The 26,422-nt window shown below is 55.3% G+C and carries 27 protein-coding genes; 17 read left to right on the top strand and 10 right to left on the bottom strand.

The window, feature by feature from the left end; genetic code table 11:
* Positions 1-21 precede the first annotated feature (21 nt).
* Positions 22-1,653 carry a putative bifunctional diguanylate cyclase/phosphodiesterase gene (locus ACK4S7_RS01400; protein ID WP_409643750.1) on the top strand — a complete coding sequence of 544 codons (1,632 nt, stop codon included), beginning with the start codon at positions 22-24 and terminating at the stop codon, positions 1,651-1,653.
* Here ACK4S7_RS01400 and ACK4S7_RS01395 read toward each other — a convergent pair.
* The 4 genes from ACK4S7_RS01395 to ACK4S7_RS01380 are packed head-to-tail and all read right to left on the bottom strand — an operon-like array spanning position 1,611 to position 4,475.
* Positions 1,611-2,837: a CCA tRNA nucleotidyltransferase gene (locus ACK4S7_RS01395; RefSeq protein WP_409643748.1), complete on the bottom strand. Its 1,227-nt coding sequence runs from the start codon at positions 2,835-2,837 to the stop codon at positions 1,611-1,613. The genes ACK4S7_RS01400 and ACK4S7_RS01395 overlap by 43 nt on opposite strands.
* Positions 2,837-3,409, bottom strand: a complete 573-nt coding sequence (locus ACK4S7_RS01390; protein WP_409643745.1) for a CoA pyrophosphatase — start codon at positions 3,407-3,409, stop codon at positions 2,837-2,839. Before ACK4S7_RS01390 ends, ACK4S7_RS01395 begins: the two co-directional genes overlap by 1 nt.
* Complete coding sequence (locus ACK4S7_RS01385; RefSeq protein ID WP_409643743.1) at positions 3,406-3,957, bottom strand: DUF1285 domain-containing protein; 552 nt, start codon at positions 3,955-3,957, stop codon at positions 3,406-3,408. Before ACK4S7_RS01385 ends, ACK4S7_RS01390 begins: the two co-directional genes overlap by 4 nt.
* Positions 3,958-3,995: 38 nt before the next feature.
* Positions 3,996-4,475: a GNAT family N-acetyltransferase gene (locus ACK4S7_RS01380; protein ID WP_409643741.1), complete on the bottom strand. Its 480-nt coding sequence runs from the start codon at positions 4,473-4,475 to the stop codon at positions 3,996-3,998.
* Positions 4,476-4,654: 179 nt separating this feature from the next.
* Here ACK4S7_RS01380 and ACK4S7_RS01375 point away from each other — a divergent pair, with 179 nt between their 5' ends.
* The gene (locus tag ACK4S7_RS01375; protein WP_409643739.1) at positions 4,655-5,515 is read left to right on the top strand and encodes a DUF1499 domain-containing protein; all 861 of its coding nucleotides are present in this window, start codon (positions 4,655-4,657) and stop codon (positions 5,513-5,515) included.
* Between the two features lie 20 nt (positions 5,516-5,535).
* Here ACK4S7_RS01375 and ACK4S7_RS01370 read toward each other — a convergent pair whose 3' ends face one another.
* Complete coding sequence (locus tag ACK4S7_RS01370; protein ID WP_409643737.1) at positions 5,536-6,669, bottom strand: PQQ-dependent sugar dehydrogenase; 1,134 nt, start codon at positions 6,667-6,669, stop codon at positions 5,536-5,538.
* A 186-nt stretch (positions 6,670-6,855) separates the two neighbouring features.
* On the opposite strand from ACK4S7_RS01370, the gene rimP reads away from it, so the two are divergent.
* The 10 genes from rimP to pnp all read left to right on the top strand — a co-directional run bounded on the left by rimP (position 6,856) and on the right by pnp (position 17,571).
* Positions 6,856-7,416: a ribosome maturation protein RimP gene (rimP, locus tag ACK4S7_RS01365; RefSeq protein ID WP_409643735.1), complete on the top strand. Its 561-nt coding sequence runs from the start codon at positions 6,856-6,858 to the stop codon at positions 7,414-7,416.
* A 4-nt stretch (positions 7,417-7,420) separates the two neighbouring features.
* Entirely contained in the window at positions 7,421-9,064 is a 1,644-nt protein-coding gene (gene nusA, locus ACK4S7_RS01360; protein ID WP_409643732.1) for a transcription termination factor NusA, read from the top strand.
* Positions 9,065-9,095: 31 nt separating this feature from the next.
* Positions 9,096-9,752: a DUF448 domain-containing protein gene (locus ACK4S7_RS01355; RefSeq protein WP_409643730.1), complete on the top strand. Its 657-nt coding sequence runs from the start codon at positions 9,096-9,098 to the stop codon at positions 9,750-9,752.
* A 21-nt stretch (positions 9,753-9,773) separates the two neighbouring features.
* Complete coding sequence (gene infB / locus ACK4S7_RS01350) at positions 9,774-12,326, top strand: translation initiation factor IF-2 (protein WP_409643728.1); 2,553 nt, start codon at positions 9,774-9,776, stop codon at positions 12,324-12,326.
* A gap of 29 nt (positions 12,327-12,355) precedes the next feature.
* Positions 12,356-12,772, top strand: a complete 417-nt coding sequence (gene rbfA / locus ACK4S7_RS01345) for a 30S ribosome-binding factor RbfA (protein WP_409643726.1) — start codon at positions 12,356-12,358, stop codon at positions 12,770-12,772.
* Complete coding sequence (locus ACK4S7_RS01340; protein ID WP_409643724.1) at positions 12,772-13,353, top strand: thymidine kinase; 582 nt, start codon at positions 12,772-12,774, stop codon at positions 13,351-13,353. Before rbfA ends, ACK4S7_RS01340 begins: the two co-directional genes overlap by 1 nt.
* A gap of 40 nt (positions 13,354-13,393) precedes the next feature.
* Complete coding sequence (locus ACK4S7_RS01335; protein ID WP_409643722.1) at positions 13,394-13,828, top strand: DUF6491 family protein; 435 nt, start codon at positions 13,394-13,396, stop codon at positions 13,826-13,828.
* Positions 13,829-13,858: 30 nt separating this feature from the next.
* Positions 13,859-14,761: a tRNA pseudouridine(55) synthase TruB gene (gene truB, locus ACK4S7_RS01330; protein WP_409643720.1), complete on the top strand. Its 903-nt coding sequence runs from the start codon at positions 13,859-13,861 to the stop codon at positions 14,759-14,761.
* A gap of 16 nt (positions 14,762-14,777) precedes the next feature.
* Positions 14,778-15,047, top strand: a complete 270-nt coding sequence (gene rpsO, locus ACK4S7_RS01325; protein ID WP_409643718.1) for a 30S ribosomal protein S15 — start codon at positions 14,778-14,780, stop codon at positions 15,045-15,047.
* A gap of 199 nt (positions 15,048-15,246) precedes the next feature.
* The gene (gene pnp / locus ACK4S7_RS01320) at positions 15,247-17,571 is read left to right on the top strand and encodes a polyribonucleotide nucleotidyltransferase (RefSeq protein WP_409643716.1); all 2,325 of its coding nucleotides are present in this window, start codon (positions 15,247-15,249) and stop codon (positions 17,569-17,571) included.
* Positions 17,572-17,580: 9 nt separating this feature from the next.
* Here the strand turns inward: pnp and ACK4S7_RS01315 are convergent, their stop codons facing one another.
* The gene (locus ACK4S7_RS01315; RefSeq protein WP_409643714.1) at positions 17,581-17,766 is read right to left on the bottom strand and encodes a hypothetical protein; all 186 of its coding nucleotides are present in this window, start codon (positions 17,764-17,766) and stop codon (positions 17,581-17,583) included.
* A 19-nt stretch (positions 17,767-17,785) separates the two neighbouring features.
* Here ACK4S7_RS01315 and ACK4S7_RS01310 point away from each other — a divergent pair, with 19 nt between their 5' ends.
* From ACK4S7_RS01310 to ligA, 4 genes are read left to right on the top strand one after another with little or no spacing between them, the layout of a single operon-like run.
* Positions 17,786-18,580: an outer membrane protein assembly factor BamD gene (locus ACK4S7_RS01310; RefSeq protein ID WP_409643712.1), complete on the top strand. Its 795-nt coding sequence runs from the start codon at positions 17,786-17,788 to the stop codon at positions 18,578-18,580.
* 4 nt (positions 18,581-18,584) lie between these two features.
* A complete protein-coding gene (recN, locus tag ACK4S7_RS01305) occupies positions 18,585-20,240 on the top strand; it encodes a DNA repair protein RecN (protein ID WP_409643709.1) in 1,656 nt (551 codons plus the stop codon).
* Complete coding sequence (locus ACK4S7_RS01300) at positions 20,237-20,800, top strand: hypothetical protein (RefSeq protein ID WP_409643706.1); 564 nt, start codon at positions 20,237-20,239, stop codon at positions 20,798-20,800. The genes recN and ACK4S7_RS01300 overlap by 4 nt, the downstream gene beginning before the upstream one ends.
* 29 nt (positions 20,801-20,829) lie before the next feature.
* On the top strand, positions 20,830-22,845 hold the full coding sequence (gene ligA / locus ACK4S7_RS01295; protein WP_409643806.1) for an NAD-dependent DNA ligase LigA: 2,016 nt from the start codon (positions 20,830-20,832) through the stop codon (positions 22,843-22,845).
* Positions 22,846-22,857: 12 nt separating this feature from the next.
* Here the strand turns inward: ligA and ACK4S7_RS01290 are convergent, their stop codons facing one another.
* Positions 22,858-23,553, bottom strand: a complete 696-nt coding sequence (locus ACK4S7_RS01290; protein ID WP_409643703.1) for a TIGR02117 family protein — start codon at positions 23,551-23,553, stop codon at positions 22,858-22,860.
* Positions 23,554-23,568: 15 nt separating this feature from the next.
* Here ACK4S7_RS01290 and phhA point away from each other — a divergent pair, with 15 nt between their 5' ends.
* Positions 23,569-24,438, top strand: a complete 870-nt coding sequence (gene phhA / locus ACK4S7_RS01285; RefSeq protein WP_409643700.1) for a phenylalanine 4-monooxygenase — start codon at positions 23,569-23,571, stop codon at positions 24,436-24,438.
* Positions 24,439-24,475: 37 nt separating this feature from the next.
* Here the strand turns inward: phhA and ACK4S7_RS01280 are convergent, their stop codons facing one another.
* The 3 genes from ACK4S7_RS01280 to ACK4S7_RS01270 all read right to left on the bottom strand — a co-directional run bounded on the left by ACK4S7_RS01280 (position 24,476) and on the right by ACK4S7_RS01270 (position 26,411).
* Positions 24,476-25,045, bottom strand: a complete 570-nt coding sequence (locus tag ACK4S7_RS01280; protein ID WP_409643696.1) for a fasciclin domain-containing protein — start codon at positions 25,043-25,045, stop codon at positions 24,476-24,478.
* 98 nt (positions 25,046-25,143) lie between these two features.
* The gene (locus ACK4S7_RS01275) at positions 25,144-25,830 is read right to left on the bottom strand and encodes an anti-sigma factor domain-containing protein (protein WP_409643694.1); all 687 of its coding nucleotides are present in this window, start codon (positions 25,828-25,830) and stop codon (positions 25,144-25,146) included.
* Complete coding sequence (locus tag ACK4S7_RS01270) at positions 25,827-26,411, bottom strand: sigma-70 family RNA polymerase sigma factor (protein WP_409643692.1); 585 nt, start codon at positions 26,409-26,411, stop codon at positions 25,827-25,829. Before ACK4S7_RS01270 ends, ACK4S7_RS01275 begins: the two co-directional genes overlap by 4 nt.
* Positions 26,412-26,422 lie beyond the last annotated feature (11 nt).

The following is a 26,422-nucleotide window of genomic DNA, read 5'->3' as shown; positions in this document are numbered from 1 at the left end:
ATTCCAGCACATTTTACTTGGTTGACCACGCTACCTATTGCGGCCGCGCTGTTCCGAATTAATCGCGAGATTGTCGAGCGGGTGATAACCAACGCCAAATTTGACGAACTGGTTCTAGGGTTTGCCCGTGCCTCAGGACTTGACATCGCCAGATTGGCTGACCGAATAATGGCAATGGCCGAAGAAAAGTGTGACGCGCATTTCGAATGCTGGCGTTCAAACGACATGATTCATCCCCGCGAGTTGGAAATTAGCATCGCCCGGTTCAGAGCCGATAGTGACATTTTTTTGCTGTCGATATTCGATCGTACCGCCGAGGCACTTGGCCAGTCAAATTTACGCCGCGAAATGTTGAGTGACAGCCTGACGGGCTTTTGCAATCGCACCGGCTTTGAAGAACAGGTTGAAGATTCCGTTTCCCGCATGCTGGCATCAGGTGCCGTCCAGGCATATGCTATCATCCTTGTTGATCTCGCGCGTTTCAGCCGGGTCAACGAATCGGTTGGCGCAGTGGCAGGCGATGAACTAATCATCACGGTCGCCCGACGTTTAAATGCACGTATTAGAAGCAACGAAATTCTTGGCCGTCTGGGCAGTAACGAATTTGCGTTGTTTGTTCAGTTGGACAGGGATCAAACCGACGTTGCAAATATTGCAGAGCGGTTAAGCGATGCTTTTGTTGATCCGTGCAAACTATCCAATCTTGAAATACAAATGGAGTGCGCACTGGCTGCGGCAGTTGGTGTTGTTGGGTTAGACAACCCGACCGACACGTTGCGACATGCACAAATCGCCCTTAAACGGGCGAAATCTTCAAAGTCCTTTGAATTATACGCCGCAGGTTCAGTCGATATGGAACGGCGCAGGTTTAGTATGGAGACAGATTTGCGGCGTGCGCTGCAACGCGGCGAGCTGCAACTGCATTATCAGCCACTCGTTGACCTCGATACCGGTGCATTAAGCGGCTTTGAGGCGTTGGCGCGATGGGACCATCCGGACCTTGGACCGATATCGCCTGTTGATTTCATCCCGGTCGCGGAAGAAAGCGGATTGATCGTTCCTTTGGGCCGGTGGGCTCTGGAGCAGGCTGCACAAACGATATCGAAATGGGATGCGCGGTTTGACCGACGGCAAGACTTCCGAATCTCGGTAAACCTCTCAGCCGTACAGATGCAGCGCGATGATGTTTTCGACGCCGTGTCGGGTGCCCTTAAGGGCGCAGATGTGTCCGGAAATCGGATGACGATTGAACTCACCGAAAGCGCATTCATAAATGATCCTGACGGAGCGAAGAAGTTACTCGACGCCCTCAAGGGGTTGGACACCGACGTTGCAATGGATGATTTTGGCACCGGCTATTCCAATCTGGCATTTTTGCAGCAACTGCCAATCGATGTGCTGAAAATTGATCGAAGTTTCGTGACAGAAATGACCGTAAATAAGGACAAGCGCGCGATTGTGCGTACTGTGCTTTCTCTGGCCCGGGCACTTGGTATGAAGACGACCGCTGAAGGCATCGAAAGCGAAGAAATATCGCTCGTTCTCAGGCGGCTCGGCTGTTCGGTTGGGCAGGGGTTCTTCTATGCCCGGCCACTCACTGAAGAAGACGCTTATACTTTCCTGATGGCAGATAAGGCTGCCTTAACGTTTTGAACCGCGATGTCGTGCTGGCGTTCGGCATCGGGAAAATCCTCGGATATCCAGACGGTCTCAATGGCGCGCAGCGTTTTTGCAACCAAGGGACCTGCTGGTAATCCCATGGCGATGAGCGCTCCACCTTTGATCGACAGGGTTGGGCTTTTCCATTGTTCCAGCCGCAAGAGACATTGCTGCACATCGCTGTCGCAAGCGTATAGCATCGTCACATCGCGGGCTGTTTCGATATCCGCACGATAGGCAATTTTGCGAACGTTGTGCGGCTTGGGCGCAGGCGCCGCCAGCCGTCGCGCGAAGCCCTCACGCATCCTGTTGGAAAGTTTCAACCGCGCGGCGACTTTGTCGACTGCAGCGGCGTCACACGTTAGAAGCGTTAAGTACCGGGCAGGGAGCGATATAGGCTGCCCGCACTGCGCCTCGCGCGTGACAAGGCGTCGCAAATCATTGGCGGCACTGTCGGAAAGTTCAGGCAGAAATGGGCTGAAAATACCGTTAGAGATCATCAACTCTACCGATGCCACAGGGTCGATTAAGCCTAAAATGCGGGTGAGTTCCTGTGCAATCCGTTCGCGCGACAACGCGGTCAGGCCATGCGCCCCCTTGGCACACGCAACTACTGCTTCCGCGTCAAGCTCTCCTCTCCCATATCGGGCTAGAAAGCGGAAATAGCGGAGTATGCGCAGGAAATCCTCCGCAATGCGCTGATTTGCGTCACCAATGAAACGTAGCTTTTGCGCTGCTAAATCCGCGAGCCCGTTAAAATAATCGAATATTTCGCCGCTTTCGGGGTCAGCATATAAGGCGTTGATTGTGAAGTCGCGTCGCGCGGCATCTTCCTGCCAATCTGTTGAAAAAGCTACCGTCGCACGTCGCCCGTCGGTGGCGACATCACGGCGTAGCGTCGTTATCTCATAATTGTTGCCATCAATGGCTGCGGTGACGGTGCCGTGGTCAATGCCAGTAGGAATTGCTTTGATGCCGCCCGCTTCGAGCCTGTCGATCACGTCAAGTGGCAGTAACGTGGTCGCTATGTCGACATCGGATACGGGCAGTCCAAGAAGCGTATCACGCACCGCGCCCCCGACGTATCGCGGCCCACCGTCGAAATCGTTAAGTGTCGCGAGAACCTTTTTTAGTCCATCGCGGTGTTGCCATTCTGCATCGGGAAGCCGCCCGGCCATTACGCGAACCGACGCACTAGATTGGCGATGATGCCCGCAGTCACTCCCCATATGCGGCGTTCGCCCCACTGAATGTCATAATAGCTGCGTTGCTGCCCATTCCATGCCACCTGTTTCTTGATGGAATTGGCTGGATCAAGTAGAAAGGCAAGTGGGACTTCGAAATAGTCGTGGACTTCTTCAGGATTGGGTAACAGAGCGAGATCGGCAGGAATGACACCCACAACCGGTGTGATGCTATAGCCGCTGCCTGAATAATAAGTGTCTGCAACACCTAGCACTTCCACATGCGCTGGATAAATGTTCAACTCTTCATGTGCCTCCCGTAGAGCGGCGGCAACGGTGCTTTCATCTCCGTCATCGACCTTGCCGCCTGGGAAGGCCACTTGGCCCGCATGGCTGCGCAACCAGGTAGGTCGCTGGGTTAATATCACGCCCGGCTCTGGCCTGTCAGTGATTGGTATCAGGACAGCGGCCGCGCGGTGGTTTTCCGAACCCAAGTGACGTTCGTCTTCAATTTCGATGATAAGCGCAGGATCAAGCGCCGACTGCAGCCGGTAACGCCAATTCATACAGGGGAAACCAAATGAAACTGGACGCCTTTACTCCAAATGCTCGGCGATTCCGGGTTCTCTGCCAGTGCCAAATTGGCCAGTTCATAGTACACCGGACGAGCAAGCTTGGCCCATAGCCCGGCTCGTACATGCAAATATAACAGGCCACCGCGCATCTCGATGAGATGGTCCGCATCAGCCACAACAAGGTCATCGCTGTTCAGACGGAATGCCAATACGCGATTATTACCTTCGCCTTCAGTCTGTAGCTCGACAGCTATAAAGGGAGCATCTTCGACTCTAATTGAAAGTTTTTGCTGCGGAGTTACCAGCCAATGCCGACCGTCGGCATCGCGACGTAGCAGGCTGGAAAATGCGCGTATCATGGTCGGGCGCGTAATTTCTCCACCCTGATGAAACCATTTGCCATCGGCTGCGATGTGCATTTCGCTGTCGCCCGTAGTGGCCGGTTCCCAATTTTCCACAGGTGGCAATTTTCGCGCCGCAACCAAATTGGCAATATCTGTCAATGTTAGGTTGGCAAGATCTGGTGCTTCGTAAGGCATGGAGTTGCGATAAGGGCAAACCCGCCAGTCGTCAAAGCTTAGTCCGCAGGACCGAGCACTCCCCGCGCAGGAAGTTCCACCAACTTTGTATTGCGCAGCAGCAAGCGCTTTGGATCCCATGGCCCTGGCAAAGTCCAGCCAGCGGTGCCCTCGCTCACAAAGCCGAAACGAGCATAATATTCCGGATCGCCGATCATTACCATCGGCGGGTCTTGGGGCTTCACCGCATCCAGCATCAATTGCATTAAACGCTTTCCAAGCCCGCTGTTTTGCCGATTAGTCGCGACGGCGACCGGCCCCACCAAGAACAACTCCGCCTTGCCGACGCGGACGGGCCAGCATTGAATGCTTGCGACAAGTTGTCCGCCATCCACAATGCCAAAGGACAGATGATTGACTGGCTTCATCCCTTTGCGGAGCAAATAAGCCGTGCGCGCATGGCGATCAGCCCCGAAAGCATCATCAAGTAGCGCGCTTAGCGCATCAGAAGACGTGCCGGATAGGGGCGTGATCTGCATATTAATCTGGCCTGCCGGTTCGCTGGAGTGTGATACAAATGTCGGCGCGCCCTGTCATTCTGGAACATGTTTGTCCATTGAATATCGGTCAACGACAATATGGTTTCCGGTAAATTGCCTTTCTACGGAACATCCGTTAGCGTGCTGGGCTTACATAATTTTGTCAGTCAGGAGACGACATGGTGAATGATCAACAAGTGCCTCACGAGACACCGGAACCAACAGTTTCACCCGCTCCTGTCCAGCCGACCACATCACCTTCACATAAAAAAGACTATGCCGGATATTTGGTGCTCGTGGCGGGCGTTGGCGCACTGGTCTGGGGCTTCGTCTCTGCAGTAGGGACAGGTTGGGGTTTCTGGGAATATTCCTCAGGGTTGAAGGGGGTAACGTGGGCATTTTTCTTGGGACTCGGCGCCATTCTAATTGGTCTCTTTCAGCAATGGCGCGCGCGGAGACTGACAGCGCCACCACCGCGCGTCCGCCGCTGGATGGGTATGCTTGTCGCACTGGTTTACGTCGGGTGGGTTGGTACGTTTCTTATTAAGGCCCTGACGGTGCCTGCAATCCATGATGTTTCCACTGACCTTGCTGATCCGCCAGCATTCCAGACATTGCAGTTGCGAGCTGATAATCTTGATAATATTCCCGGCGCGGATGACGAGGACATGCGTGGACTAACGCCGCAGCAACGTTGGAGCGTGGTGCATCAAAGAGCTTATGGCGACATTCGTTCTGTCCGCATCAATGAACCTGTACCCCTGGTTGTCGCCAAGGCAGAGCGCCTTGCGAAAGCGCGTGATTGGGACGTAGCGATTTCGCTGCCTGAAGAAGGTCGTCTGGAAGCAACAGACACAAGCGCGTTTTTCCAGTTTAAGGACGATGTTGTATTGCGCGTCCGCCCATCGGACACGGGTGAGGGTAGCATCGTCGACATGCGGTCGGTCAGCCGTGTAGGGGTGAGTGACCTTGGAATGAACGCGAAGCGCGTCCGGTCTTTTCTGGCCGATTTGACTGGAACGGTAACGGCGGCGCGTTAAAAGCGCCGCCGCCGGTGCTGTTACTTTTTCGGCGTCAACTTTAGCAAGCGGCCCTGAGAACCGGCACGTTCGTCCTCAAGCACCCAGATTGCACCATCTGGGCCTTGTTCCACTTCGCGGATGCGTGCACCCATGTCCCACTGATCGGCCTTGGTGGCATTCTCGCCATCCAGCTTGACGCGGACCAAAGCTTTTGCGCCCAAGCCACCAATGAATGCGCTGCCCTTCCATTCTTTAAACATGTCGCCGGAATAAATCATCAAGCCGCCGGGCGATATTGCGGGGTTCCAGAAAACCTTGGGCGCTTCAAAGCCATCCCCTGCCGAGTGGTCGGGAATATTACGGCCATCATAATGGTCGCCGTTGGACACGGTCGGATAGCCATAATTGGCCGCTTTTTTAACAAGGTTTAGTTCGTCGCCCCCCGCAGGGCCCATTTCCTGGTTCCACAAACGCCCCTGCGCGTCAAAAGCGATGCCAAGTGGATTGCGGTGTCCATAAGACCAGACTTGCGACTTTACGCGGCCCTGATCGTAAAACGGATTGTCCGACGGAACCATGCCGGCATCGGTCAAGCGGACGATTTTGCCGAGATTCTGGTTTAGATCTTGCGCAGGATCGAATTTTTGGCGATCGCCACTGCTGATATAGAGCATGCCGTCTGGACCAAAGGCAAGACGGTGCCCGTAATGGCCTTGACCAGAAACTTTTGGTTCTTGCCGCCAGATAATTTGGACGTCGCCCAAGCTAGGCTTCCCACCCGCCACGTTCAGCTTCCCACGCGCGACCGCTGCACCAAAACCGCCATCGCCAGCTTCGGCATAGCTGAGATAAACAAATTTGTTGTTGGCAAAGTCTGGGTGGACAATGACGTCGCCCAGTCCGCCTTGGCCGCCATATGCAACTGCGGGAACGCCCTCCACTTCGACAACGGAACCTTCATTTTCCCAAAGTTTCAACTTACCTTTTTTCTCGGTAATGAGCGCAAAGGGAGTTCCGGGGACGAATGTCATGGCCCAGGGTTCATCAAAATCTGCGACGACAGCAACATCAAATGGTTTTCCACTGGTGCCTGCAGGGGCGGCGTCACTGACCGATGGTTGGCAAGCGGCAGCCAAAAATGATGCGCCGATCAGGAAAGATAATTTGGACATGATGTAAGGCTCCTTTGATATATGCCGGATTCAGTTGGGGTGTATGCGACGGATGTGCAAGACACTTGCATATGAAAGCCTTCAGAGCTATACCGCTGTCATCCTTACATTGTGAGAACTTGGAAGGGCTGGCGCCGTTGGGGCCGGCGCTGAAAGCCATTGCATGTTGCTTAAGAAAGACGAAATTTGCCTGATCTGGATAAACTAAGCAGTTTAATCGCACCTGAGGCGGAGGCGCTTGGCTTCTCGTTGGTGCGCGTGGCGTGGTTCTCAAACGGCGCGCAGGGAAGCGACGAGCCAACTCTGCAAGTAATGGCAGAGCGTCCTGAAACGCGCCAGTTGAACATAGACGATTGCGCTGCGCTGTCGCATCGCATTTCCGACCTGTTTGACGAGCTTGACCCCATCGTCGAGGCTTATCGGCTTGAAGTCAGCTCGCCCGGTATTGACCGGCCACTTACTCGCCTTGCCGATTTTTCGGATTGGGTCGGACATGAAGCCAAGATCGAACTGAGCGATCCCATGGATGGCCGCAAGAATATTCGCGGCGACCTCGCAGGTGTCGATGGTGAGAATATCAACGTCGATGACCGCAAGGCCGGACGGCTGACGTTCCCCTTTTCCGCACTTGGCCATGCCAAGCTGCTCTTGACAGACCGCCTGATTGCGTCGACTGCCCCCATCAACAGCGATGGGGCGGACGAAGTAGAGGCTGAACCCATTCACGACGAAGCACAGGAAGACTAAGAACATGGCCAGTAGTATTGCCGCCAACAAGGCTGAATTGCTTGCAATTGCCAATGCGGTCGCCACCGAAAAGATGATCGATAAGTCGATCGTGATCGAAGCGCTCGAAGAGGCCATTCAACGTGCCGCACGTGCGCGCTACGGGGCCGAAAACGACATCCGTGCCAAGCTGGACACACAGACCGGTGACTTGCGCCTTTGGCGCGTTGTAGAAGTCGTGGAAGAGGTCGAAGATTATTTCAAGCAAGTCGACCTGAAGCAGGCCGATAAGCTACAGAAGGGGGCTGTTGTTGGCGACTTCATCGTTGACCCATTGCCCGCTGTGGATTTGGGCCGTATCGATGCGCAGTCCGCCAAGCAGGTTATTTTTCAAAAGGTGCGCGATGCAGAGCGCGAACGCCAGTTTGAAGAATTTAAGGACCGCACCGGCGAAATCATCACGGGCGTCGTAAAATCTGTCGAGTTCGGTCACGTTGTTGTAGATCTTGGCCGTGCAGAAGGCGTTATACGCCGTGATCAGCAAATTCCGCGTGAAGTCGTCCGCAGCGGCGACCGCGTTCGTGCGCTCATCATGAAAGTGCAACGCGAAAATCGCGGTCCGCAAATCCTTTTGAGCCGTGCGCATCCCGATTTCATGAAAAAATTGTTCGCGCAGGAAGTTCCTGAAATTTATGACGGCGTTATTGAAATCAAGGCAGCCGCTCGCGACCCAGGTAGCCGCGCCAAGATCGGCGTAATCAGCTACGACAGCAGCATTGACCCGGTCGGCGCATGCGTAGGTATGAAGGGTAGCCGCGTTCAGGCCGTTGTGCAGGAAATGCAGGGCGAAAAGATCGACATCATTCCATGGTCGGAAGACACCGCAACCTTTATCGTAAATGCGCTTCAGCCGGCGACGGTTAGCCGCGTAGTAATCGATGAAGAAGAAGGGCGTATTGAGGTTGTCGTTCCTGACGATCAATTGAGCCTGGCCATTGGCCGTCGCGGACAAAATGTCCGTTTGGCGTCACAGCTTACGGGCCGTGGCATCGACATCATGACCGAAGCGGAATCGAGTGAGAAGCGTCAGAAGGAATTTGTCGAGCGTTCGGAAATGTTCCAGCAAGAACTGGACGTTGATGAGACGCTTGCCCAATTACTGGTCGCCGAAGGCTTTAGTGAGCTTGAAGAAGTTGCTTATGTCGATCCGTCCGAAATCGCTGCTATCGAAGGCTTTGACGAAGGTTTGGCCGAAGAGCTTCAGAACCGCGCACAGGAAGCGCTGGATCGCCGTGAAGAAGCCAACCGTGCCGAACGCCGGGAATTGGGCGTGGAAGATGCCCTGGCTGAGTTGCCAATCCTTACCGAAGCGATGCTGGTGGTTCTTGGTAAAGCCGGGATCAAGACACTCGACGATCTTGCTGATTTGGCGACCGATGAGCTGATCCAAAAGGCACGTGAGCCGCGCCGCAATGAACGCAGCGATCGCGAGATGCGTCGCAACCGGACGGAAGACAAGGCCGGCATCCTTGCCGTGTTTGGACTTTCGGAAGAACAGGGCAATGAAATCATCATGGCTGCCCGCGCACATTGGTTCGAAGATGAAGACGGTGCGGAAACGCCCGAACTCAAAGGGGAGGACGCGATTGCAGCGGACGACTCTCAATGAGAACCGACACTCCCCAATAAGGAAGTGCATATTGTCAGGTGAGCATGGGACTCGTGCCCAGCTCATCAGGCTTGCCCTGGGTCCTGACGGAAGCATTGCGCCTGATCTGTTCGCCAAGGCCCCGGGCCGTGGTGCCTGGATTGGTGTGTCCGGCGACGAACTGTCGAAAGCGCTACAAAAGGGCAAGCTTGCAGGTTTGCTGCGCCGCGCGTTCAAGACAGACAAGATCGATATCATCGATGATCTCACCGGCCGCATTGACCGAGGGCTGGAAAAAGCGTTTTTGGACCGGCTTGGGTTGGAAGCGCGAGCCGGGCATCTTATATTGGGCGCAGAAAAGATCGATTCCGCATCGCGCAGCGGACAGGTTCGGCTACTGTTGCATGCGTCAGATGCCAGCGCCGACGGCAGCGGCAAGCGCGACCAGGCATGGCGCGTCGGCGAGGATGCCGAAGGTTCCGGAAAAGGTGGTGTCAAGCTGCCCGTGGACCGTGATATATTATCGGCGGCACTTGGACGGCAGAACGCGGTCCATGTCGCATTGATTAACCAAAAAGCGGCGGACAGGGTGATGCATCATCTTGGGCGCTGGCTAAATTTCAAAGGATGCAGTAATGCGCCACTCGATTCCGCTGCTTCGGTTGCGGACTTGCGGGGCACTGACACTGACATCTCCGCAATTGACTGAGTAAGGACGGGTTCTGTTTCGATGAGTGATGATACCAACAATAAACCGACTTTGACGCGCAAGCCGCTCACTTTGAGCCGTTCGCTCGAGTCGGGTGAAGTCAAACAGACCTTTAGCCATGGCCGCACCAACAAGGTGGTGGTCGAGGTGAAGCGTAAGAAGCTGGTTGGCAAGCCAGGTTACGCACCGGAACCGGAAGTTGCGGCCCCACCCCCACCCCCGCCGCCTCCTGCTGCCCCAGTTGCCCCGGCGACGGCGCCCGTGCGCGCTGCCCCTGCGCCGCGCCCGCTCGCAAATGACATGTTAAGCCGTCAGGAGCGTCAGGCTAAGCTGCTGCGCGAAGCGGAAGAAGCGCGTCTGGCCATGCTTGAAGAAAGCAGCCGGCGCGAAGCCGAGCAACGTGCGCAGCGTGCCGAAGAAGAGCGCCTGCGTGCCCAGGCAAATCGCGAGGAGGCTGCTGCACCGCCGCCTCCGCCACCGCCGCCACCTGTCGCTGAAACAGCCGCTCCAGCGGTCACCGAAGCCTTTGAGCCGGTTGCTGAGGAAGTCAATAAGGATGGAGCAGCGCCGGCGCCGCGTCGCTTTACGCCTGTTGAAGCGCCGAAGCGTCCTGAGCGCGAGCGTGAGGAAATTAAAAAGGCACCGCATCGTCCGACGCGCGGTGCTGCGGATGACCGCCGCCAATCGGGCAAGCTTACCGTTACCCGCGCTCTGGAAGGTGATGATGGCGCACGTGCGCGTTCATTGGCCGCGCTGAAGCGTGCCCGTGAAAAAGAAAAGCGTTCGCACGGTGGCGGGAACCGCCAAGCTCAGGTCAAGCAAACGCGTGACGTGGTCGTGCCTGAAACTATCACTGTCCAGGAACTGGCCAATCGTATGGCGGAAAAAGGCAGCGACCTTGTGAAAGCATTGTTCAAAATGGGTATGCCCATTACGATCAATGAAACGATCGACCAGGACACGGCAGAGTTGCTGGTTGAAGAGTTTGGCCACAACATCACTCGCGTTTCCGATGCTGACGTCGATATTGTTCATGACGAAGATGTTGATGCAGCCGAAACCATGAGGTCGCGTCCACCTGTCGTCACAGTCATGGGCCATGTCGACCATGGTAAGACATCGCTCTTGGATGCGTTACGCGGCGCAAATGTCGTGTCCGGCGAAGCTGGCGGCATTACGCAACATATTGGTGCATATCAGGTTAAGGCAAAGGACGGTTCGGTCATCACTTTCCTCGATACGCCAGGGCATGAAGCCTTTACCCAGATGCGGCAGCGCGGTGCTTCGGTAACGGATATCGTCATTCTGGTCGTTGCTGCTGATGACGGGCTGATGCCGCAGACAATTGAAGCCATCAAGCATGCAAAGGCTGCAAATGTGCCTATGATCGTCGCGATCAACAAGGTCGATAAGGAAGGCGCAAACCCGCAAAAGGTACGCGAGCGCCTCCTTGAACATGAAGTTGTTGTCGAAGCCATGGGCGGCGAAGTTCAGGACGTCGAAGTTTCGGCCTTGAAAAAGACTGGCCTTGATACATTGCTTGAGAAGCTGGCGTTGCAGGCCGAAGTAATGGAGCTTAAAGCCAATCCGGATCGTTCAGCCGAGGCCGTTGTTGTTGAAGCGCAACTCGACAAGGGCCGCGGTGCTGTTGCCACAGTGCTCGTGAAGCGCGGAACATTGAGGCGCGGCGATATCTTTGTCGTCGGCGCACAGAGCGGTAAGGTTCGCGCGTTGATCAACGACAAGGGGCAGCAGGTCGCGGAGGCTGGTCCAGCGACACCTGTCGAAGTGCTCGGCTTGACTGGTGTTCCATCGGCAGGCGACGTTTTGACCGTGGTTGAGAATGAAGCCCGTGCCCGCGAAGTTGCATTGTACCGTAAGGAACAATCAACCAAGGTTCGTACGGCGCAAGTTACGCCGAATCTTGAAAATCTGTTTGATAACCTGTCCGCCACGCGCGCGATGGAATATCCCGTGGTTATCAAGGGCGACGTCCAAGGTTCGGTCGAAGCGATCGTTACCGCGCTCAACAATATCTCGACTGACGATATCAGGGTTCGCGTGTTGCTTGCTGGCGTAGGTGGTATCACCGAGTCCGACATGTTGCTGGCGGCGGCTTCAAATGCGCCGCTCATCGGATTTAACGTGCGTCCAAATGCCAAGGCAGCCGCTTTGGCAAAACGTGACCGCGTCCGCCTGAAATATTTCGACGTGATCTATCACCTGACCGCCGACATCGCCAAGGAAATGGCAGGCGAATTGGGACCAGAGATCATCGAAACCGTCGTTGGGCGTGCCGAAGTCAAGGATGTGTTCAAATCCGGCAAACGCGACAAGGCAGCTGGTCTGTTGGTCACCGAGGGCATCATAAAGAAGGGTCTCCATGCCCGTCTCACCCGCGAAGATGTCATTGTTTCGAAAACAACCATTGCTTCACTTCGTCGCTTCAAGGACAATATCGACGAAGTCCGTGCCGGCCTCGAATGCGGTGTCGTTCTGGCAGACACGAACGATGTCAAGGCAGGCGATATGCTTGAAGTCTTTGAGATCGAGGAGCGTGAACGGACGTTGTGATTTTAGCTCGTTGCTGAGAGTTAAGCATTATGGCCAAACATAACGATACAGGCCCCGAGGGCCGTTCGGTACGTCTGCTCCGCGTAGGTGAGCAATTTCGCCACATCTTGTCGGAATTGCTTGCGCGTGGAGAGGTGCATGATGACGTCCTCAACAGCCATAGTGTAAGCGTAACTGAAGTGCGCATGTCGCCCGATTTGCGGCATGCCACGGCTTTCATCAAACCCCTGCTTGGCGTGAATGAAGCTGTCGTGCTCAAGGCCCTGCGGACCAACACTGCGTTTTTCCAAAAGGAAGTCGCAGCGCGCGTGAGCATGAAATATGCCGCAAAGCTGAAGTTCCTCGCGGACGATAGCTTTGATCAGGCTACGCATATCGAAACATTGCTAAGCGCGCCCAAGGTTCAGCAAGACCTGACCGACGAAGAGTCAGATACCGAAGGCTGATGGCCAAGCTGTATTTCTATTATGCTTCGATGAATGCGGGCAAATCGTCGACCTTGTTGCAGGCGGCATTCAACTATGGCGAGCGAGGCATGAAAGTCATGCTTTGGACGGCGGCGATTGATGATCGCCCCGGCTTTGGCGCGATTAGCTCGCGTATTGGTCTTGCTGGTGACGCAAGCCGGTTCGAGTTTACGACCGACATCGAGAAGGCTGTACTTTCCCAGCATCACGAGACGCCTTTAGCTTGTGTCTTGATAGATGAAGCACAGTTTCTCACCAAGGAGCAGGTTTGGCAGGCAGCCAGTCTTGCGGACCGGGCCGGAATTCCCGTAGTCTGCTATGGCTTACGCACTGATTTTCAGGGAGAGCTCTTTCCAGGTTCTGCTGCTTTGCTCGGAATCGCCGATAGTCTCGTCGAGCTTAAGGGTGTATGCGATTGCGGTCGAAAGGCGACAATGAACTTGCGGGTAGACGAGTCTGGTAAAGCCGTAGTCGACGGCGCCCAAACCGAGATTGGCGGCGATGACCGCTACGTTGCTATGTGTCGCAAACATTTTAACGAGGCACGCGAGCGCGTGTAAGCTTTCATTTCGCGTTCATCCATGCACGGATATGGTTTGCATGATGAAAATATTTCCTGTCTTCTTTTTACTCGCTGCGGCCGCTGTTTCGGTGCCTGCATTTGCGACTAAGCCTGCCGCGTTTGGTTGGCCGGAGCTTGGCATCGAAACGCGTATTAATTTTCCTTATCAGGGGACCATCCGGAATTTTGAAGCGGATGGCAATGACGGCATTTGGTTAGAAGATCGACAGCGGCGCTGGTATTATGCTGATGTGATTGGGACATGTCAGGATCTGACTTTCGCGCAGGCGATCGGCTTTGACACGCGTGGATCTTCAACATTGGACAGATTCAGTTCGATAATCGTGCGTGGTGAACGCTGTCCGCTAGCCAGCCTTGTTACTTCCAGCAAGCCATTGCCGCGCAAGGAACGACAGCGGATTCACAATGCCACCGTCGCCGCAAGTAAAGACGTTGTAGCCCCTTCAAATTGACTTCAAGTGGCCGTGCCGTAAAGGGCAGGCATGCATGGCTGGATCATCCTTGATAAACCGCTGGGGCTTGGCTCGACGCACGCTGTCGCCGCCGTGAAGCGCAATCTGCGTGAGGCGGGTTTTGGCAAGGTCAAAGTCGGTCATGGTGGCACCCTTGACCCTCTGGCTACTGGTGTCCTGCCCATTGCCTTGGGCGAGGCAACGAAGTTATGCGGGCGGATGCTTGATGCTTCGAAGACGTATAGCTTCACCATTAGCTTTGGTACGGAAACCAGTGGATTGGATGCCGAGGGCGCTGTTGTCGCAACGTCAAGCCACCGCCCTACGATGGATGAGGTTCAAGCGGTTCTTGTCAAGTTCATGGGCCTGATCGAACAAATTCCGCCCGCATATTCAGCGATAAAGATTGACGGCAAGCGAGCCTATGACTTGGCCCGGGCAGGGGAGATGGTCGAGATGAAGTCGCGATCTGTGACGGTCCATGACATCTCGGTCCAAGATGTTGCGACCAGTGGTAAGCTGGACGCTGTTACATTTACGGCCGATGTGTCCAAGGGCACTTATATCCGAAGCCTAGCGCGTGACATTGCCTATGCCCTCGGCACAGTCGGTCATGTGTCCATGCTTCGCCGCACACGCGCCGGGCCGTTCGCCTGGGAAAGCGCGATTTCGCTGGACAAACTGAATGCATTCGGCCAAGGAGCCGCCCAAGAAGACATTATCTTGCCGATGGAGGCAGGGCTGGTCGACATCCCGGCTCTAGATCTCTCCCCGGAACAGGCAAGGGCAGTCCAACAGGGCCGCGTCTTGACCGGGATTGCCATGAAAGATGGGCTACATTGGGCGAGGGGCGCAGATTTGCGGCCTCTTGCACTGGTGGAGAACATCGACGGGATATTGAAAACCGTGCGTGGCTTTAACCTTACTCCATGATGTTCGAAGGAAAAATATGTCAATTACTGCAGAACGTAAAGCCCAGGTCATCAAAGAGCACGCTCGCGAGCCTAACGATACCGGATCGCCAGAAGTGCAAGTTGCAATCCTGACCGACCGTATCAATGCATTGACCTCACATTTCAAAGACCACCACAAGGACAACCACTCCCGTCGTGGCCTCCTCCAAATGGTTAACAAGCGTCGTTCGCTTCTCGACTATTTGAAAAAAATCGATGGTGAGCGCTATGCCGCCCTCATCGCGAAGCTTGGTCTTCGTAAGTAAATTCACTCTCGGCCCGCCTCGGCGGGCCGTTTGCATATTGTGTCCCCTGATTATCTCTCAGGTGAGCATGAAAAGGGCCGTCCGGCAATGAGGCCGGACTGTCATCGGGGCTCGAAAATGCCCCATCCGCGGCGGATCGGTATTTCCGCAACTCAAGAGGCCCCGCATCGCATTGGGCATGCGGGTCAAAGGAAAATCTATGTTTAATACGAAAACTGTATCAATCGAGTGGGGCGGACAAACCCTGACACTCGAAACGGGCAAGGTTGCCCGTCAAGCTGACGGCGCTGTTATGGCATCTCTTGGCGAGACTGTTGTCCTTTGCGCGGTTACCGCTGCAAAGTCCGTGAAGGATGGCCAGGATTTCTTCCCGCTCACCGTTCACTATCAAGAAAAATATTCCGCAGCCGGCCGTATTCCCGGTGGCTTCTTTAAGCGTGAACGTGGTGCGACCGAAAAGGAAACGCTGGTTTCGCGTTTGATCGACCGGCCACTTCGTCCATTGTTTCCGGAAGGTTTCTACAACGAAATTAATGCTATCGCACAGGTTCTTAGCTATGATGGCGAGAATGAGCCTGACATTTTGGCGCTTGTCGCTGCTTCAGCAGCAATGACAATCTCGGGCGTCCCATTCATGGGGCCAATCGGCGCAGCACGCGTTGGTTATCTGAACGGCGAATATATCCTGAACCCAACCGACGAACAGGTTGCAGAGGGCGATCTCGATCTGGTTGTTGCAGCAACTTATGACGCAGTGATGATGGTGGAATCGGAAGCAAACGAGCTTTCCGAAGAAATTATGCTCGGAGCGGTCCTGTTCGCGCATGACGCTTGTAAGGAAGTCGTCAAGGCGATTATTAAGCTTGCCGAGCAAGCTGCCAAGGAGCCTTGGGCAATGGCAGAACAGGCTGATTTGTCAGCCGCTAAGGACAAGCTTAAGAAGCTAATCGGCAAGGATATTGCTGCTGCCTATAAACTCACCGACAAGTCGGCACGCTCGAATGCATTGAATGCTGCACGTGCTGCGGCGAAGGAGGCGTTCACCGACGCGAGCCCGCAGGACCAGATGGCTGCAGGCAAGCTGATGAAGAAGCTGGAAGCCGAAATCGTTCGTGGCGCCATCCTTAAGGACGGCACGCGCATCGACGGACGTACTACCTCGCAAATCCGTCCAATCGTTGCAGAAACGCATTTCTTGCCACGTTCGCACGGTTCGGCGCTCTTCACCCGTGGTGAAACGCAGACCATCGCAACCTGCACCTTGGGCACCAAGGATGCAGAACAAATGATCGATGGTCTTGGCGGCCTGCATTATGAAAACTTCATGCTGCATTACAACTTCCCACCTTATAGCGTCGGTGAAGTTGGGCGCTTCGGTGCACCAAGCCGCCGTGACATCGGTCATGGCAAGCTTGCATGGCGCGCTCTGCATGCCGTGTTGCCAAGCAAGGAAGAGTTTCCTTACACAATCCGTATCACCAGCGACATCACCGAGTCGAACGGTTCGTCGTCGATGGCGTCGGTTTGCGGTGGAAGCCTTGCGATGATGGATGCAGGCGTCCCTATCAAGCGTCCTGTTTCCGGTATCGCTATGGGCCTGATCCTGGAAGGTAAGGATTACGCTATTCTGTCCGACATTCTGGGTGACGAAGATCATCTCGGCGACATGGATTTCAAGGTGGCTGGTACTTCGGAAGGCATCACGACGATGCAGATGGACATCAAGATTGCCGGCATTACCCGCGAAATCTTTGAAGCTGCGTTGAACCAAGCCAAGGAAGGCCGCGCGCATATCCTGGGTGAAATGGCTAAGGCACTGGGCGAAGCCCGCGGTGAATTGTCCGCACACGCACCACGTATCGAAACGATGCAGATCGATAAAGCGAAGATCCGCGACATCATTGGTACCGGCGGCAAGGTCATTCGTGAAATTGTGGCGACAACCGGCGCGAAGGTCGATATCGATGACGAAGGTCTTATCAAGATATCGTCGTCCGACATCTCGCAGATCGAAGCTGCACGTAAGTGGATTTCCGGCATCGTTGAAGAAGCAGAAGTCGGCAAGGTCTATGACGGTAAGGTCGTCAACCTCGTTGATTTCGGCGCATTTGTGAACTTCATGGGTGGCAAGGACGGTCTCGTCCATGTCAGCGAAATGCGGAACGAGCGCGTCGAGAAGGTAACGGATGTTGTCAGCGAAGGCATGGACGTCAAGGTCAAGGTTCTTGAGATCGACCCACGCGGCAAGGTTCGCCTGTCGATGCGCGTCGTTGATCAGGAAACCGGTGAAGAGCTTGAAGATACCCGTCCTCCGCGTGAAAAGACCGAGCGTAGCGATCGTGGCCCACGTCGCGAAGGCGGCGGTGGCGGACGCGGTGAAGGCCGTGGCGACCGGGGACCTCGTCGTGATGGCGGCGGACGTGGCGAAGGCCGCGGCGATCGTGGCCCACGCCAAGAGCGTTCAGAAGGCGAAAACAAGGGCGGGGGCGATCCCGACCATGTACCAGCTTTCTTGAAGGACTAAGCTTACCGCTTATTCCGGCTGACACCAGCCGATCAGAATATCCTGTAAAAGGATGGAGAGGAAAGGGGTTGCTTCGGCAGCCCCTTTTTTTTGGCGTCTAAGGCCGATCAGTTCATCGCTGATACAGCAAATTTCCGCCACGTTTCTCACGTCTTTATCGACGTTGCCAAGCAAAAGGCTTGGCGCGGCGGACAAGATTATCTAGGGAACATTCATGAACAAAAAATTCCTCGCGCCCGTGGCGGTATTGGCCGCATCTTCCCTGCTTTCCGGCTGCGCTGCACTCGGTCTTGGCGGTGGCGGAGCAAAGCCGGGCAGCAATACCCGTTATGTCGCGCGTGACGTTAACACGCTTTATGCTGCGGCAAAGGACAAGCTTGACAGCAAGCAATATGAAGTTGCGGCTGCATTGTTTGACGAAGTCGAGCGGCAGCATCCTTATTCGCCTTGGGCGCGACGTGCGCAACTCATGAGCGCGTTCAGTTACTATATGGCGCAGAAATATAATGAGTCGATTCAATCGTCGCGGCGGTTCCTGTCGATCCATCCTGGAAACAAAGACGCCTCCTACGCATATTATCTGATCGCATTGTCTTATTATGAACAAATCAGCGACGTGACCCGTGACCAAAAGATTTCGGAACAGGCACTTGCCGCTTTGGGCGAAGTTCAGCGTCGCTATCCAACCTCGCGCTATGCGTCAGACGCGACTTTGAAGATCGACCTTGTTCGCGACCATCTTGCGGGCAAGGAAATGGAGATTGGCCGTTTTTATCAGCGTCGGGCATTGTGGCTCGCGTCATCACTGCGTTTCCGCGAAGTAGTCGAGAAATATGACACGACTACCCACGCTCCGGAGGCGCTGTATCGCCTGACTGAGAGCTATCTCGCAATGGGTGTGCCTGAAGAGGCCAAAAAGGCAGCAGCCGTGCTTGGTGCCAATTATCCCGGTAGCCAATGGTATGCGCGCGCCTATAACCTGATGCAGAAGAACGCACCCGCCGCGTAATGCCATGCTAACGGCGCTTTCGATCCGCGATGTCGTGCTGATCGAGGCACTGGACCTAGAATTTGCAGGCGGCCTTGGCGTGCTGACGGGCGAGACTGGGGCAGGTAAATCCATCTTGCTTGATGCGCTTGGCTTGGCACTTGGTGCCCGGGCGGACAGTGGGCTAGTGAGGTCGGGTGCAGACAAAGCGCAGGTTACGGCAAGTTTTGACGTACCCGGGCATATCGCCGCGCTGCTTGCGGACAACGACATTGATATCGACCCGGGCGAACCGTTGATCATCCGCCGTTCGGTGAAGGCGGACGGCGGGAGCAAGGCGTTGATTAACGATCAACCTTGTTCGGCTGCGCTTTTGCGTGAACTTGGCGCGGCACTGGTTGAAATCCACGGGCAGCATGATGATCGGGGCATGCTGAATGCCCGGGGTCATCGGGGTTTGCTTGATGCCTTTGGTAGAAGTGACACAGCAACGGTTTCTGCCAATTTTGCTGCGTGGCAGGACGCAAAAGCACGCCTGGATATTGCGCGGGAGGCGCTGGAAAACGCCGCACGTGACCGCGAATGGCTTGAACATTCTGTGGCTGAACTCGCTGCGTTCCACCCGCAACCCGGTGAGGAAGAACAACTCGCCGGTGAGCGTTCCGACATGCAAAAGGGCGAACGCATTGCCGAGGACCTGAAAACGGTGCTGGAAAGTTTTGACGGCCCGAAAAGTGGTCTGTCGCTCATCCGCGGCGCAGCACGCAAACTTGACCGTTTGGCGGATGCGCACCCGTTGTTGGCCGAGGCGCTGACCGCGCTTGACCGCGCAGTGATTGAGGCGAGTGAGGCCGAGGATAAATTGAACGCTGCCGCGCGTGCAATTGAATATGAGCCTGCGCGGCTTGATGAGATTGAGGAGCGATTGTTTGAACTGCGCGCCCTGGCCAGAAAGCATAATATCGCGCCCGACGGCATTATCGCATTGCAGGAGCGGCTGACGGCGCAATTGCAATCCATAGAGGCAGGCGGCGAGGGGCTCGCTTTGTTGGAGGCTGAGGTAGCAACCAAGCACACAGCCTATGTTGAGTCCGCAAGCACCTTGTCTGCGGCCCGCGCGGCTGCTGCGGTGAAATTGGACGCAGCGGTAAAAAATGAACTTGCGCCTTTAAAGCTTGATGCCGCGCAATTCCAAACAGCGGTGGAGAAGCTGCCCGAAGACCGCTGGACCGCTTGGGGCATGGACCGCGTTGAGTTTTTGATCTCGACCAACCCTGGCGCGCCTTTTGCGCCATTAGCCAAGATTGCATCGGGTGGCGAATTGTCCCGCTTCATCCTCGCGTTAAAAGTGGCCTTGGCGGAGGAAGGCGGCGCGGCCACAATTATCTTTGATGAGATCGACCGGGGCGTCGGTGGCGCGGTTGCAGCGGCAATTGGCGAACGCCTTGCCCGTCTGGCTACACGCACACAGTTGCTCGCCGTCACTCATAGCCCACAGGTCGCGGCCAAGGGGAAGGCGCATTATTTTATCGCCAAATCGAGCCAAGGCACGGTTACACGAACAGGCGTTACCTTGCTTGACCCTGAGGCACGACGCCAGGAAATCGCACGTATGCTTTCCGGGGCTGAGGTTACAGACGAGGCAAGGGCACAGGCCGTGCGCTTATTGGAGACAGTATGAAAAAGTTAGGAATTTTGGTGGCCTTGTTCGCCAGCGGTTGCGCGACGACGCAAACTTCGGTTCAACCAGCGGACGCATTTTTCGGACGGATGTCTGAGCTTTGCGGCAAAAGTTTCAATGGAAAACTGGCTGCTGGCGATGATAGCGACGCCAGCTTTGCGAGCGCCAAGATGCAAGCCCATGTCCGCACGTGCACAGACCGGGAAATACAGATATCCTTTGACGTCGGCGAGGACCGCTCGCGCACGTGGATCATCACCCGCACCGATGACGGCCTCCGCCTGAAACATCGGCACATGTTGAAAAACGGGACTGAAGACCCCGTGTCGCAATATGGTGGTGATACCACGCAGGCAGGGACTGCAACCCGTCAGGAATTCCCGGTCGACGACTATTCGAAAATGATGTTTACGAAAGAAGGCAGGACGGTATCAAATACCAATGTCTGGGCTTTTGAAATCGAACCACAGAAGACACTGACCTATGAACTGGCGCGCCCAAACCGGTTATTCCGTGTGGCTTTCGATGTGTCCAACCCGGTCATCGGAGCAAATGAGTGACTTCTGAGGCCGCCGCTGCCAACGAATTGATGCGGTTAGCGAAGCAGATTTCGTATCACAATAAGCGCTACCACGCCGAAGACGCGCCTGAGATCTCCGACGCGGAGTATGATGCGCTGGTTCGGCGAAATAATGAACTTGAAGCTGCGTTTCCACAACTTGTGCGTTCGGACAGCCCTAACAAGCAAGTGGGTGCTGCGGTCGAGGGTTCTGGCCTGAAGAAAATTATGCATGCCAAGCGGATGATGAGCCTCGACAATGCGTTCGATGCGCAGGATGTATACGACTTTGTCGCGCGGGTGCGTCGGTTCTTGAACCTCGCGGCAGACGCAGAGGTGGCGTTAACTGCTGAGGACAAAATTGACGGTCTTTCGCTCTCGCTGCGATACGACAACGGCGTGTTGATACAGGCTGCTACGCGCGGGGATGGCACGGAAGGCGAGGACGTGACCGCTAATGTCGCTTACATTGCGGATATTCCGCAACAGCTCGCTGGCGATGTACCTGCCATTTTCGAGGTACGGGGCGAAGTCTATATGGCCAAGTCCGACTTTCTGGCTATAAACGAAGCGCAGAAGGCGAAAGACGGGAAACTGTTTGCTAACCCGCGCAACGCGGCTGCGGGCTCATTGCGCCAAAAGGACCCCAAAATTACAGCAACCCGGCCCTTGCGCTTCTTTGCGCATGGCTGGGGTGAGGTAAGCGCTTTGCCTGCGGAAACGCAATGCAGGGTCATGGCCGCGATCGCGTCTTGGGGCGTGCCGGTTTCGCCTTTGCTGCAACGATTTGAACATCCTGAAAATGCCCTGTCGCATTATGCCGATATCGAGCGCCACCGCGCTGATCTTCCCTATGACATTGATGGGGTGGTCTACAAGGTTGACCGATTGGAATGGCAAGAGCGGCTCGGCTTTGTCGCCAAGTCGCCCCGCTGGGCAATCGCGCATAAATTTCCCGCAGAGCGTGCAGAAACGACGCTCGAGCAGATTGATATCCAGGTCGGGCGGACAGGCAAGCTAACTCCAGTTGGGCGTCTTGCGCCCGTTACTGTGGGTGGTGTCGTGGTGTCTAACGTGACCCTGCATAATCGCGACGAGATCGCACGTCTGGGTGTACGTCCCGGTGACCGCGTGGTCGTGCAAAGGGCAGGGGACGTAATTCCCCAGATTGTCGAAAACCTGTCCCGTGACGCCGATCGCCTGCCTTATCAATTTCCCGCGTATTGCCCGCAATGCGGTTCCGAGGCTGTGGCCGAGGAGGGCGAAGTTGATGTCCGCTGTACCGCAGGGCTCATATGTCCCGCGCAGCGCGTTCAACGGCTGATACATTTTGTGAGCAGAGGCGCGCTTGATATCGAAGGGCTTGGGGAGAGAACGATCCAAGAATTCTTCGATTTGGGTTGGCTCGAAAGCCCCGCCGATATTTTCCGGTTACGGCGTCGACGGACAGACATCCTATTGCGCGACGGCTGGCAGGATAAGTCTGTGGATAACCTGTTGGCAGCTATTGAGGCGAAGCGAAGGCCCGATGGTGCGAAACTCCTTTTTGGTTTGGGGATTCGGCACATAGGCACAGTCACGGCGCGCGATCTGTTCAAGGCGTTTGGGTCTGTTGAAGAAATCGGAAATGTTGGAATGAAACTGGCGCAGGGTGATCACGCTGCTGTCGCTGACATCACTGCGATTGACGGTGTCGGCGGTGCGGTCGCCGAAGCACTTGCCGACTTCTTCCATGAGCCACATAATCTTTCAGTCTGGAACGATCTGTTGAATGAGGTTGAGCCCCCGCCCTATGTTTCAAATATTCGAGAAAGCGCGTGGACCGGAAAAACCATCGTCTTTACCGGAAAGCTGGAAACAATGAGCCGAGATGAAGCGAAAGCGCAAGCGGAGGCGTTGGGGGCCAAGTCGGCGGGGTCGGTAAGTGCCAAGACTGACCTGGTTGTTGCTGGTCCTGGCGCTGGGTCCAAGCTGAAGCAGGCAACTGCGCTGGGCATTCAGGTTATTGATGAAGCGGAGTGGGCGCGTATTGTAAACGCGGCGTAGCGGTATCCAATCTTACTTCCGACGCGTTCTAAACCAGCGCATTACTCCGCCTGGCAATGGGGTCCAAGCCCCCATTTTCACGCCAGCGTTTCGCAGTACGGAGCCAGTCCATTCGTTGCAGGTATGTACAGCACTATAACGTCCGTTTGCTTCGTAAAACACATTGTCGGGGCCGTAGGCCCGGTGGGCGATGCTCTGGCCCGATGCTGTTAGAGCAAAAGAGCTTCGGATGTTCGCCACCATCAACCGATATTGGTCTGGCGAGACCTTAAATGTCGCACGATGGGGTTGAGGCTGTGGATTGTTGAGGTGATAGACATGAAGCAAAGTGTGCTCGGATCCTAAGACTGCACTCGCGATATCGGCGGGCCGTATGTCGGCCCAGGTGGGCGCATTGCGATACACCCCTGCATGGCCCCAACCTATCATGGCGTGGGTGCCATTCAGCTTTGGGTCTGTCAGGTCATTTGGTCGGATGATGTCAGTTAAATCAGCGAACTCGGAAACCGTTGGTACGATGATGCTCACATGCACCCCGTTGGTTTCGACAAAAAGGGTGATGCCGTCATCAGGTTCCTGCCACACCGAATTGACTGGAATTACACTGCCAATTAGCGCCGCGCACATATAGATACCTGTTAAAAACAACGGCCAACCCAAAACAGCGCGCAATCCGCTGCCGACGCTGTTGATGCGAAACAGTTTCAAGTGTAACCAATTCCCATGAAGAATATCAGCCATGTGTATGATACCCCGCCAGCCGGAGCAAATGCCGATTGGACGGTGCCCCAAAATTGGGACGCTTTTAGCGCCGACGAGCATGCAATGTGGGACACGCTGTTTGCCAGGCAGACAACGATGCTCCCCGGACGTGCGGCCGATGCCTTTATGCGCGGTATTGACGTGCTGAAACTTTCGCGGCCTGGCATTCCCGATTATCGCGAATTGAACGCACGGTTGATGGCGGCAACGGGCTGGCAGATTGTTGCAGTGCCCGGACTTGTTCCTGACGATGTTTTTTTTGACCATCTCGCCAACCGCCGATTTCCCGCCGGCAATTTTATTCGAACGCCGGAACAACTGGATTATCTGCAAGAGCCGGATGTATTCCATGATGTGTTTGGCCATGTGCCAATGCTGGCTGACCCGGTTTTTGCCGATTACATGGTCGCTTACGGCGAAGGCGGGTTGAGGTCGCTTGGCTATGGCGCCCTTGACCATTTGGCGCGGCTATATTGGTATACAGTCGAGTTTGGCCTTATTAAGCAAGCCGATGGCTTGCGGATTTATGGCGCGGGAATTGTATCCAGCTATGCCGAAAGCATCTTTGCGCTAGAGGATGACAGCCCAAACCGGATTGCGTTCGACTTAATGCGGGTTATGCGCACCCACTACCGGATCGACGATTTTCAGCAGAATTATTTTGTGATTTCCAGCATCGACGAACTGCTTAATGTCACCGTCAAAACGGATTTCGCACCACTTTATGCAAAACTTGAAACACTTCCTGACATAAAAGTGGGTGAGGTGTTGGCAGAGGACCTGCTCATTACGCGCGGCACGCAAACATATGTAAAGGGCGCCGGTCGCTGAACGAGGGGGATCAAGCGACCGGCAACCCAGCTACCAGTTAAGGCAGCAACACGGAATCGATGACATGCACAACACCGTTTGATTGCATCACGTCAACGGTGGTTACGGCTGACTGTCCGCCCTTGCCATCAGTGATAACAACGCTGTTACCCGACAAACGCGCCGTCAGCTTTTCGCCTGCAACGGTGGTCAATGTAGCTGTGCCACCACCATTTTTGATGGCGCCTACGATATCAGTCGAGGTCAACTTGCCAGCGACGACATGATAAGTGAGAATCTTGGTGAGAGTTGCCTTGTTTTCCGGCTTCACGAGGGTACCGACGGTTCCTGCAGGCAGCTTTTCAAAGGCCGTGTCAGTTGGTGCGAATACGGTAAACGGACCCGGGCTGGCGAGCGTATCGACAAGACCAGCAGCTTTCACTGCGGCTACCAGCGTAGTCAGGTTCGGCGCGGCCGATGCATTTTCAACGATTGTCTTCGCGGGCGCCATGGCGGCACCGCCAACGGTGGGGTTGGACATTTTGTGATGGTTTGCCATCACTGCTGTGCCCGCAAGTGTCGTAGATGCCAAAGCTATGGCGACAATTAAACGGCTAGTACGTTTCATGATTCAGCTTTCCTGTTCCTAGGCACTGCCAATCAGTGGCGTGCTGTACCCAGTTACGGATGCACCGGTCGTCCAGATGCAGCGCCGCTGAAAATAAATTATAAAATACTGATTTTCCCGCTCGCCAACACTGGACCAGTGGCAACGCCGCCCGGCGCGCCCTGCGCGGGTTCAGGCGTGATCGCCAGCAGCGCGCCTTCGTTCATATACTGACGCATTTCGGTGCTGACATCCATTTTGGTCGGCCTGTCGCCATTAATCACACCTAGCGAACGCGCTTTGCCATCGGCGGGTATGATCCATAATTCCGGATAAAGTTCGCCAGTGTCGAGCGTCACCGGAGTCAATAACATGGTACCCTGCGTGCTGTCATAGCTTGCAGTGATCGCGGAGCGGCCATCTTCGCTGCCCAAGGCGGCAATCATCGGCGCACTGTTTGCGGACGGCGATGTGGGGACTGGCTTTTGCAATAATAATATACCAAGGAAAATTGCCGCCGTAGCAGAAATGCCAGTCAGCGCCCGCCAGAAGGTGAGCTTGGCTATACCGACGTCCTGTAAGGTCGGTGCCGGTAGTGACATTTCAATTTTCGACCACATTTCTGCGGGCGGTGCCTGTTCTGGTCCTAGCAAGGGGATCAGTCTCTGGCGCCAGGCCTCAATTTCGGCCGCAAAGCCAGAGTCCGTTGCAATGCGGGAAATGGCAATTGCTTCTTGTCCGGCATCTAGCAGCCCCAGCACATATTCGCCCGCCAAGGTGATGTCTTCGTCGGTCATGACAGTCATGCTGCTCCCTCCATGCAGCTGCGCAGCTTCAAAAGGGCCCGTCTTATTCGGCTTTTGACGGTACCCAATGGCTGCCCTTCATGTTTGGCGAGATCAGCATACGTCGATCCGCCGATAAAGGCACGTCGAATGAAGAGGGCATCGCGCTGATCCAGTGATGATATGCAATCGTGCAGGATGCGATCATCCGACTCTTCAATTAATTGCGCATCCGCCAGGGGGGTGGCGTCAGCAATTTCTGCTGCCTCTTCGATTGACGTTGTACCTGCCTTCTTTTTTGCACGCAGCCGATCAATCGCCCGGTTGCGAGTCACCGCCACAAGCCAGCTTATTGGGCTTGCCCTTCCGCTCTCAAAGCTTGCTGCCTTATTCCAAATTGTGAGATACGCGTCCTGCAACACATCTTCCGCTTCGTTCCGATCTGGGAAGATACGCAAGCACACCCCAAATAGCTTCGCGGATGTTGCAGCGTACACAATGGCAAACGCGTTGCGATCACCGCGACCGGATTGAACCAATGCCTCGGCAAGCTTTGCGCGCCGCGCCGAATCCAAATCTGCAGGTCCCGAATTAAATGTCATCGATTGTGATA

Origin of the sequence: Sphingorhabdus sp. (genome assembly GCF_046292425.1) — a bacterium.
Lineage (GTDB): Bacteria > Pseudomonadota > Alphaproteobacteria > Sphingomonadales > Sphingomonadaceae > Sphingorhabdus_B.
The sequence above is the reverse complement of the archived record's forward strand: the minus strand, read 5'-3'. Positions and strand labels throughout refer to the sequence as shown.

Bases quoted from the DNA above. Each gene is read 5' to 3' on its own strand.
- ACK4S7_RS01395 (WP_409643748.1), bottom strand. From the start codon at position 2,837: ATGGCCGGGCGGCTTCCCGATGCAGAATGGCAACACCGCGATGGACTA.
- ACK4S7_RS01390 (WP_409643745.1), bottom strand. From the start codon at position 3,409: ATGAATTGGCGTTACCGGCTGCAGTCGGCGCTTGATCCTGCGCTTATC.
- ACK4S7_RS01385 (WP_409643743.1), bottom strand. From the start codon at position 3,957: ATGCCTTACGAAGCACCAGATCTTGCCAACCTAACATTGACAGATATT.
- ACK4S7_RS01380 (WP_409643741.1), bottom strand. From the start codon at position 4,475: ATGCAGATCACGCCCCTATCCGGCACGTCTTCTGATGCGCTAAGCGCG.
- ACK4S7_RS01375 (WP_409643739.1), top strand. From the start codon at position 4,655: ATGGTGAATGATCAACAAGTGCCTCACGAGACACCGGAACCAACAGTT.
- ACK4S7_RS01370 (WP_409643737.1), bottom strand. From the start codon at position 6,669: ATGTCCAAATTATCTTTCCTGATCGGCGCATCATTTTTGGCTGCCGCT.
- nusA (WP_409643732.1), top strand. From the start codon at position 7,421: ATGGCCAGTAGTATTGCCGCCAACAAGGCTGAATTGCTTGCAATTGCC.
- infB (WP_409643728.1), top strand. From the start codon at position 9,774: ATGAGTGATGATACCAACAATAAACCGACTTTGACGCGCAAGCCGCTC.
- rbfA (WP_409643726.1), top strand. From the start codon at position 12,356: ATGGCCAAACATAACGATACAGGCCCCGAGGGCCGTTCGGTACGTCTG.
- ACK4S7_RS01340 (WP_409643724.1), top strand. From the start codon at position 12,772: ATGGCCAAGCTGTATTTCTATTATGCTTCGATGAATGCGGGCAAATCG.
- ACK4S7_RS01335 (WP_409643722.1), top strand. From the start codon at position 13,394: ATGATGAAAATATTTCCTGTCTTCTTTTTACTCGCTGCGGCCGCTGTT.
- truB (WP_409643720.1), top strand. From the start codon at position 13,859: ATGCATGGCTGGATCATCCTTGATAAACCGCTGGGGCTTGGCTCGACG.
- rpsO (WP_409643718.1), top strand. From the start codon at position 14,778: ATGTCAATTACTGCAGAACGTAAAGCCCAGGTCATCAAAGAGCACGCT.
- pnp (WP_409643716.1), top strand. From the start codon at position 15,247: ATGTTTAATACGAAAACTGTATCAATCGAGTGGGGCGGACAAACCCTG.
- ACK4S7_RS01310 (WP_409643712.1), top strand. From the start codon at position 17,786: ATGAACAAAAAATTCCTCGCGCCCGTGGCGGTATTGGCCGCATCTTCC.
- recN (WP_409643709.1), top strand. From the start codon at position 18,585: ATGCTAACGGCGCTTTCGATCCGCGATGTCGTGCTGATCGAGGCACTG.
- ACK4S7_RS01300 (WP_409643706.1), top strand. From the start codon at position 20,237: ATGAAAAAGTTAGGAATTTTGGTGGCCTTGTTCGCCAGCGGTTGCGCG.
- ligA (WP_409643806.1), top strand. From the start codon at position 20,830: ATGCGGTTAGCGAAGCAGATTTCGTATCACAATAAGCGCTACCACGCC.
- phhA (WP_409643700.1), top strand. From the start codon at position 23,569: ATGAAGAATATCAGCCATGTGTATGATACCCCGCCAGCCGGAGCAAAT.
- ACK4S7_RS01280 (WP_409643696.1), bottom strand. From the start codon at position 25,045: ATGAAACGTACTAGCCGTTTAATTGTCGCCATAGCTTTGGCATCTACG.
- ACK4S7_RS01275 (WP_409643694.1), bottom strand. From the start codon at position 25,830: ATGACTGTCATGACCGACGAAGACATCACCTTGGCGGGCGAATATGTG.
- ACK4S7_RS01270 (WP_409643692.1), bottom strand. From the start codon at position 26,411: ATGACATTTAATTCGGGACCTGCAGATTTGGATTCGGCGCGGCGCGCA.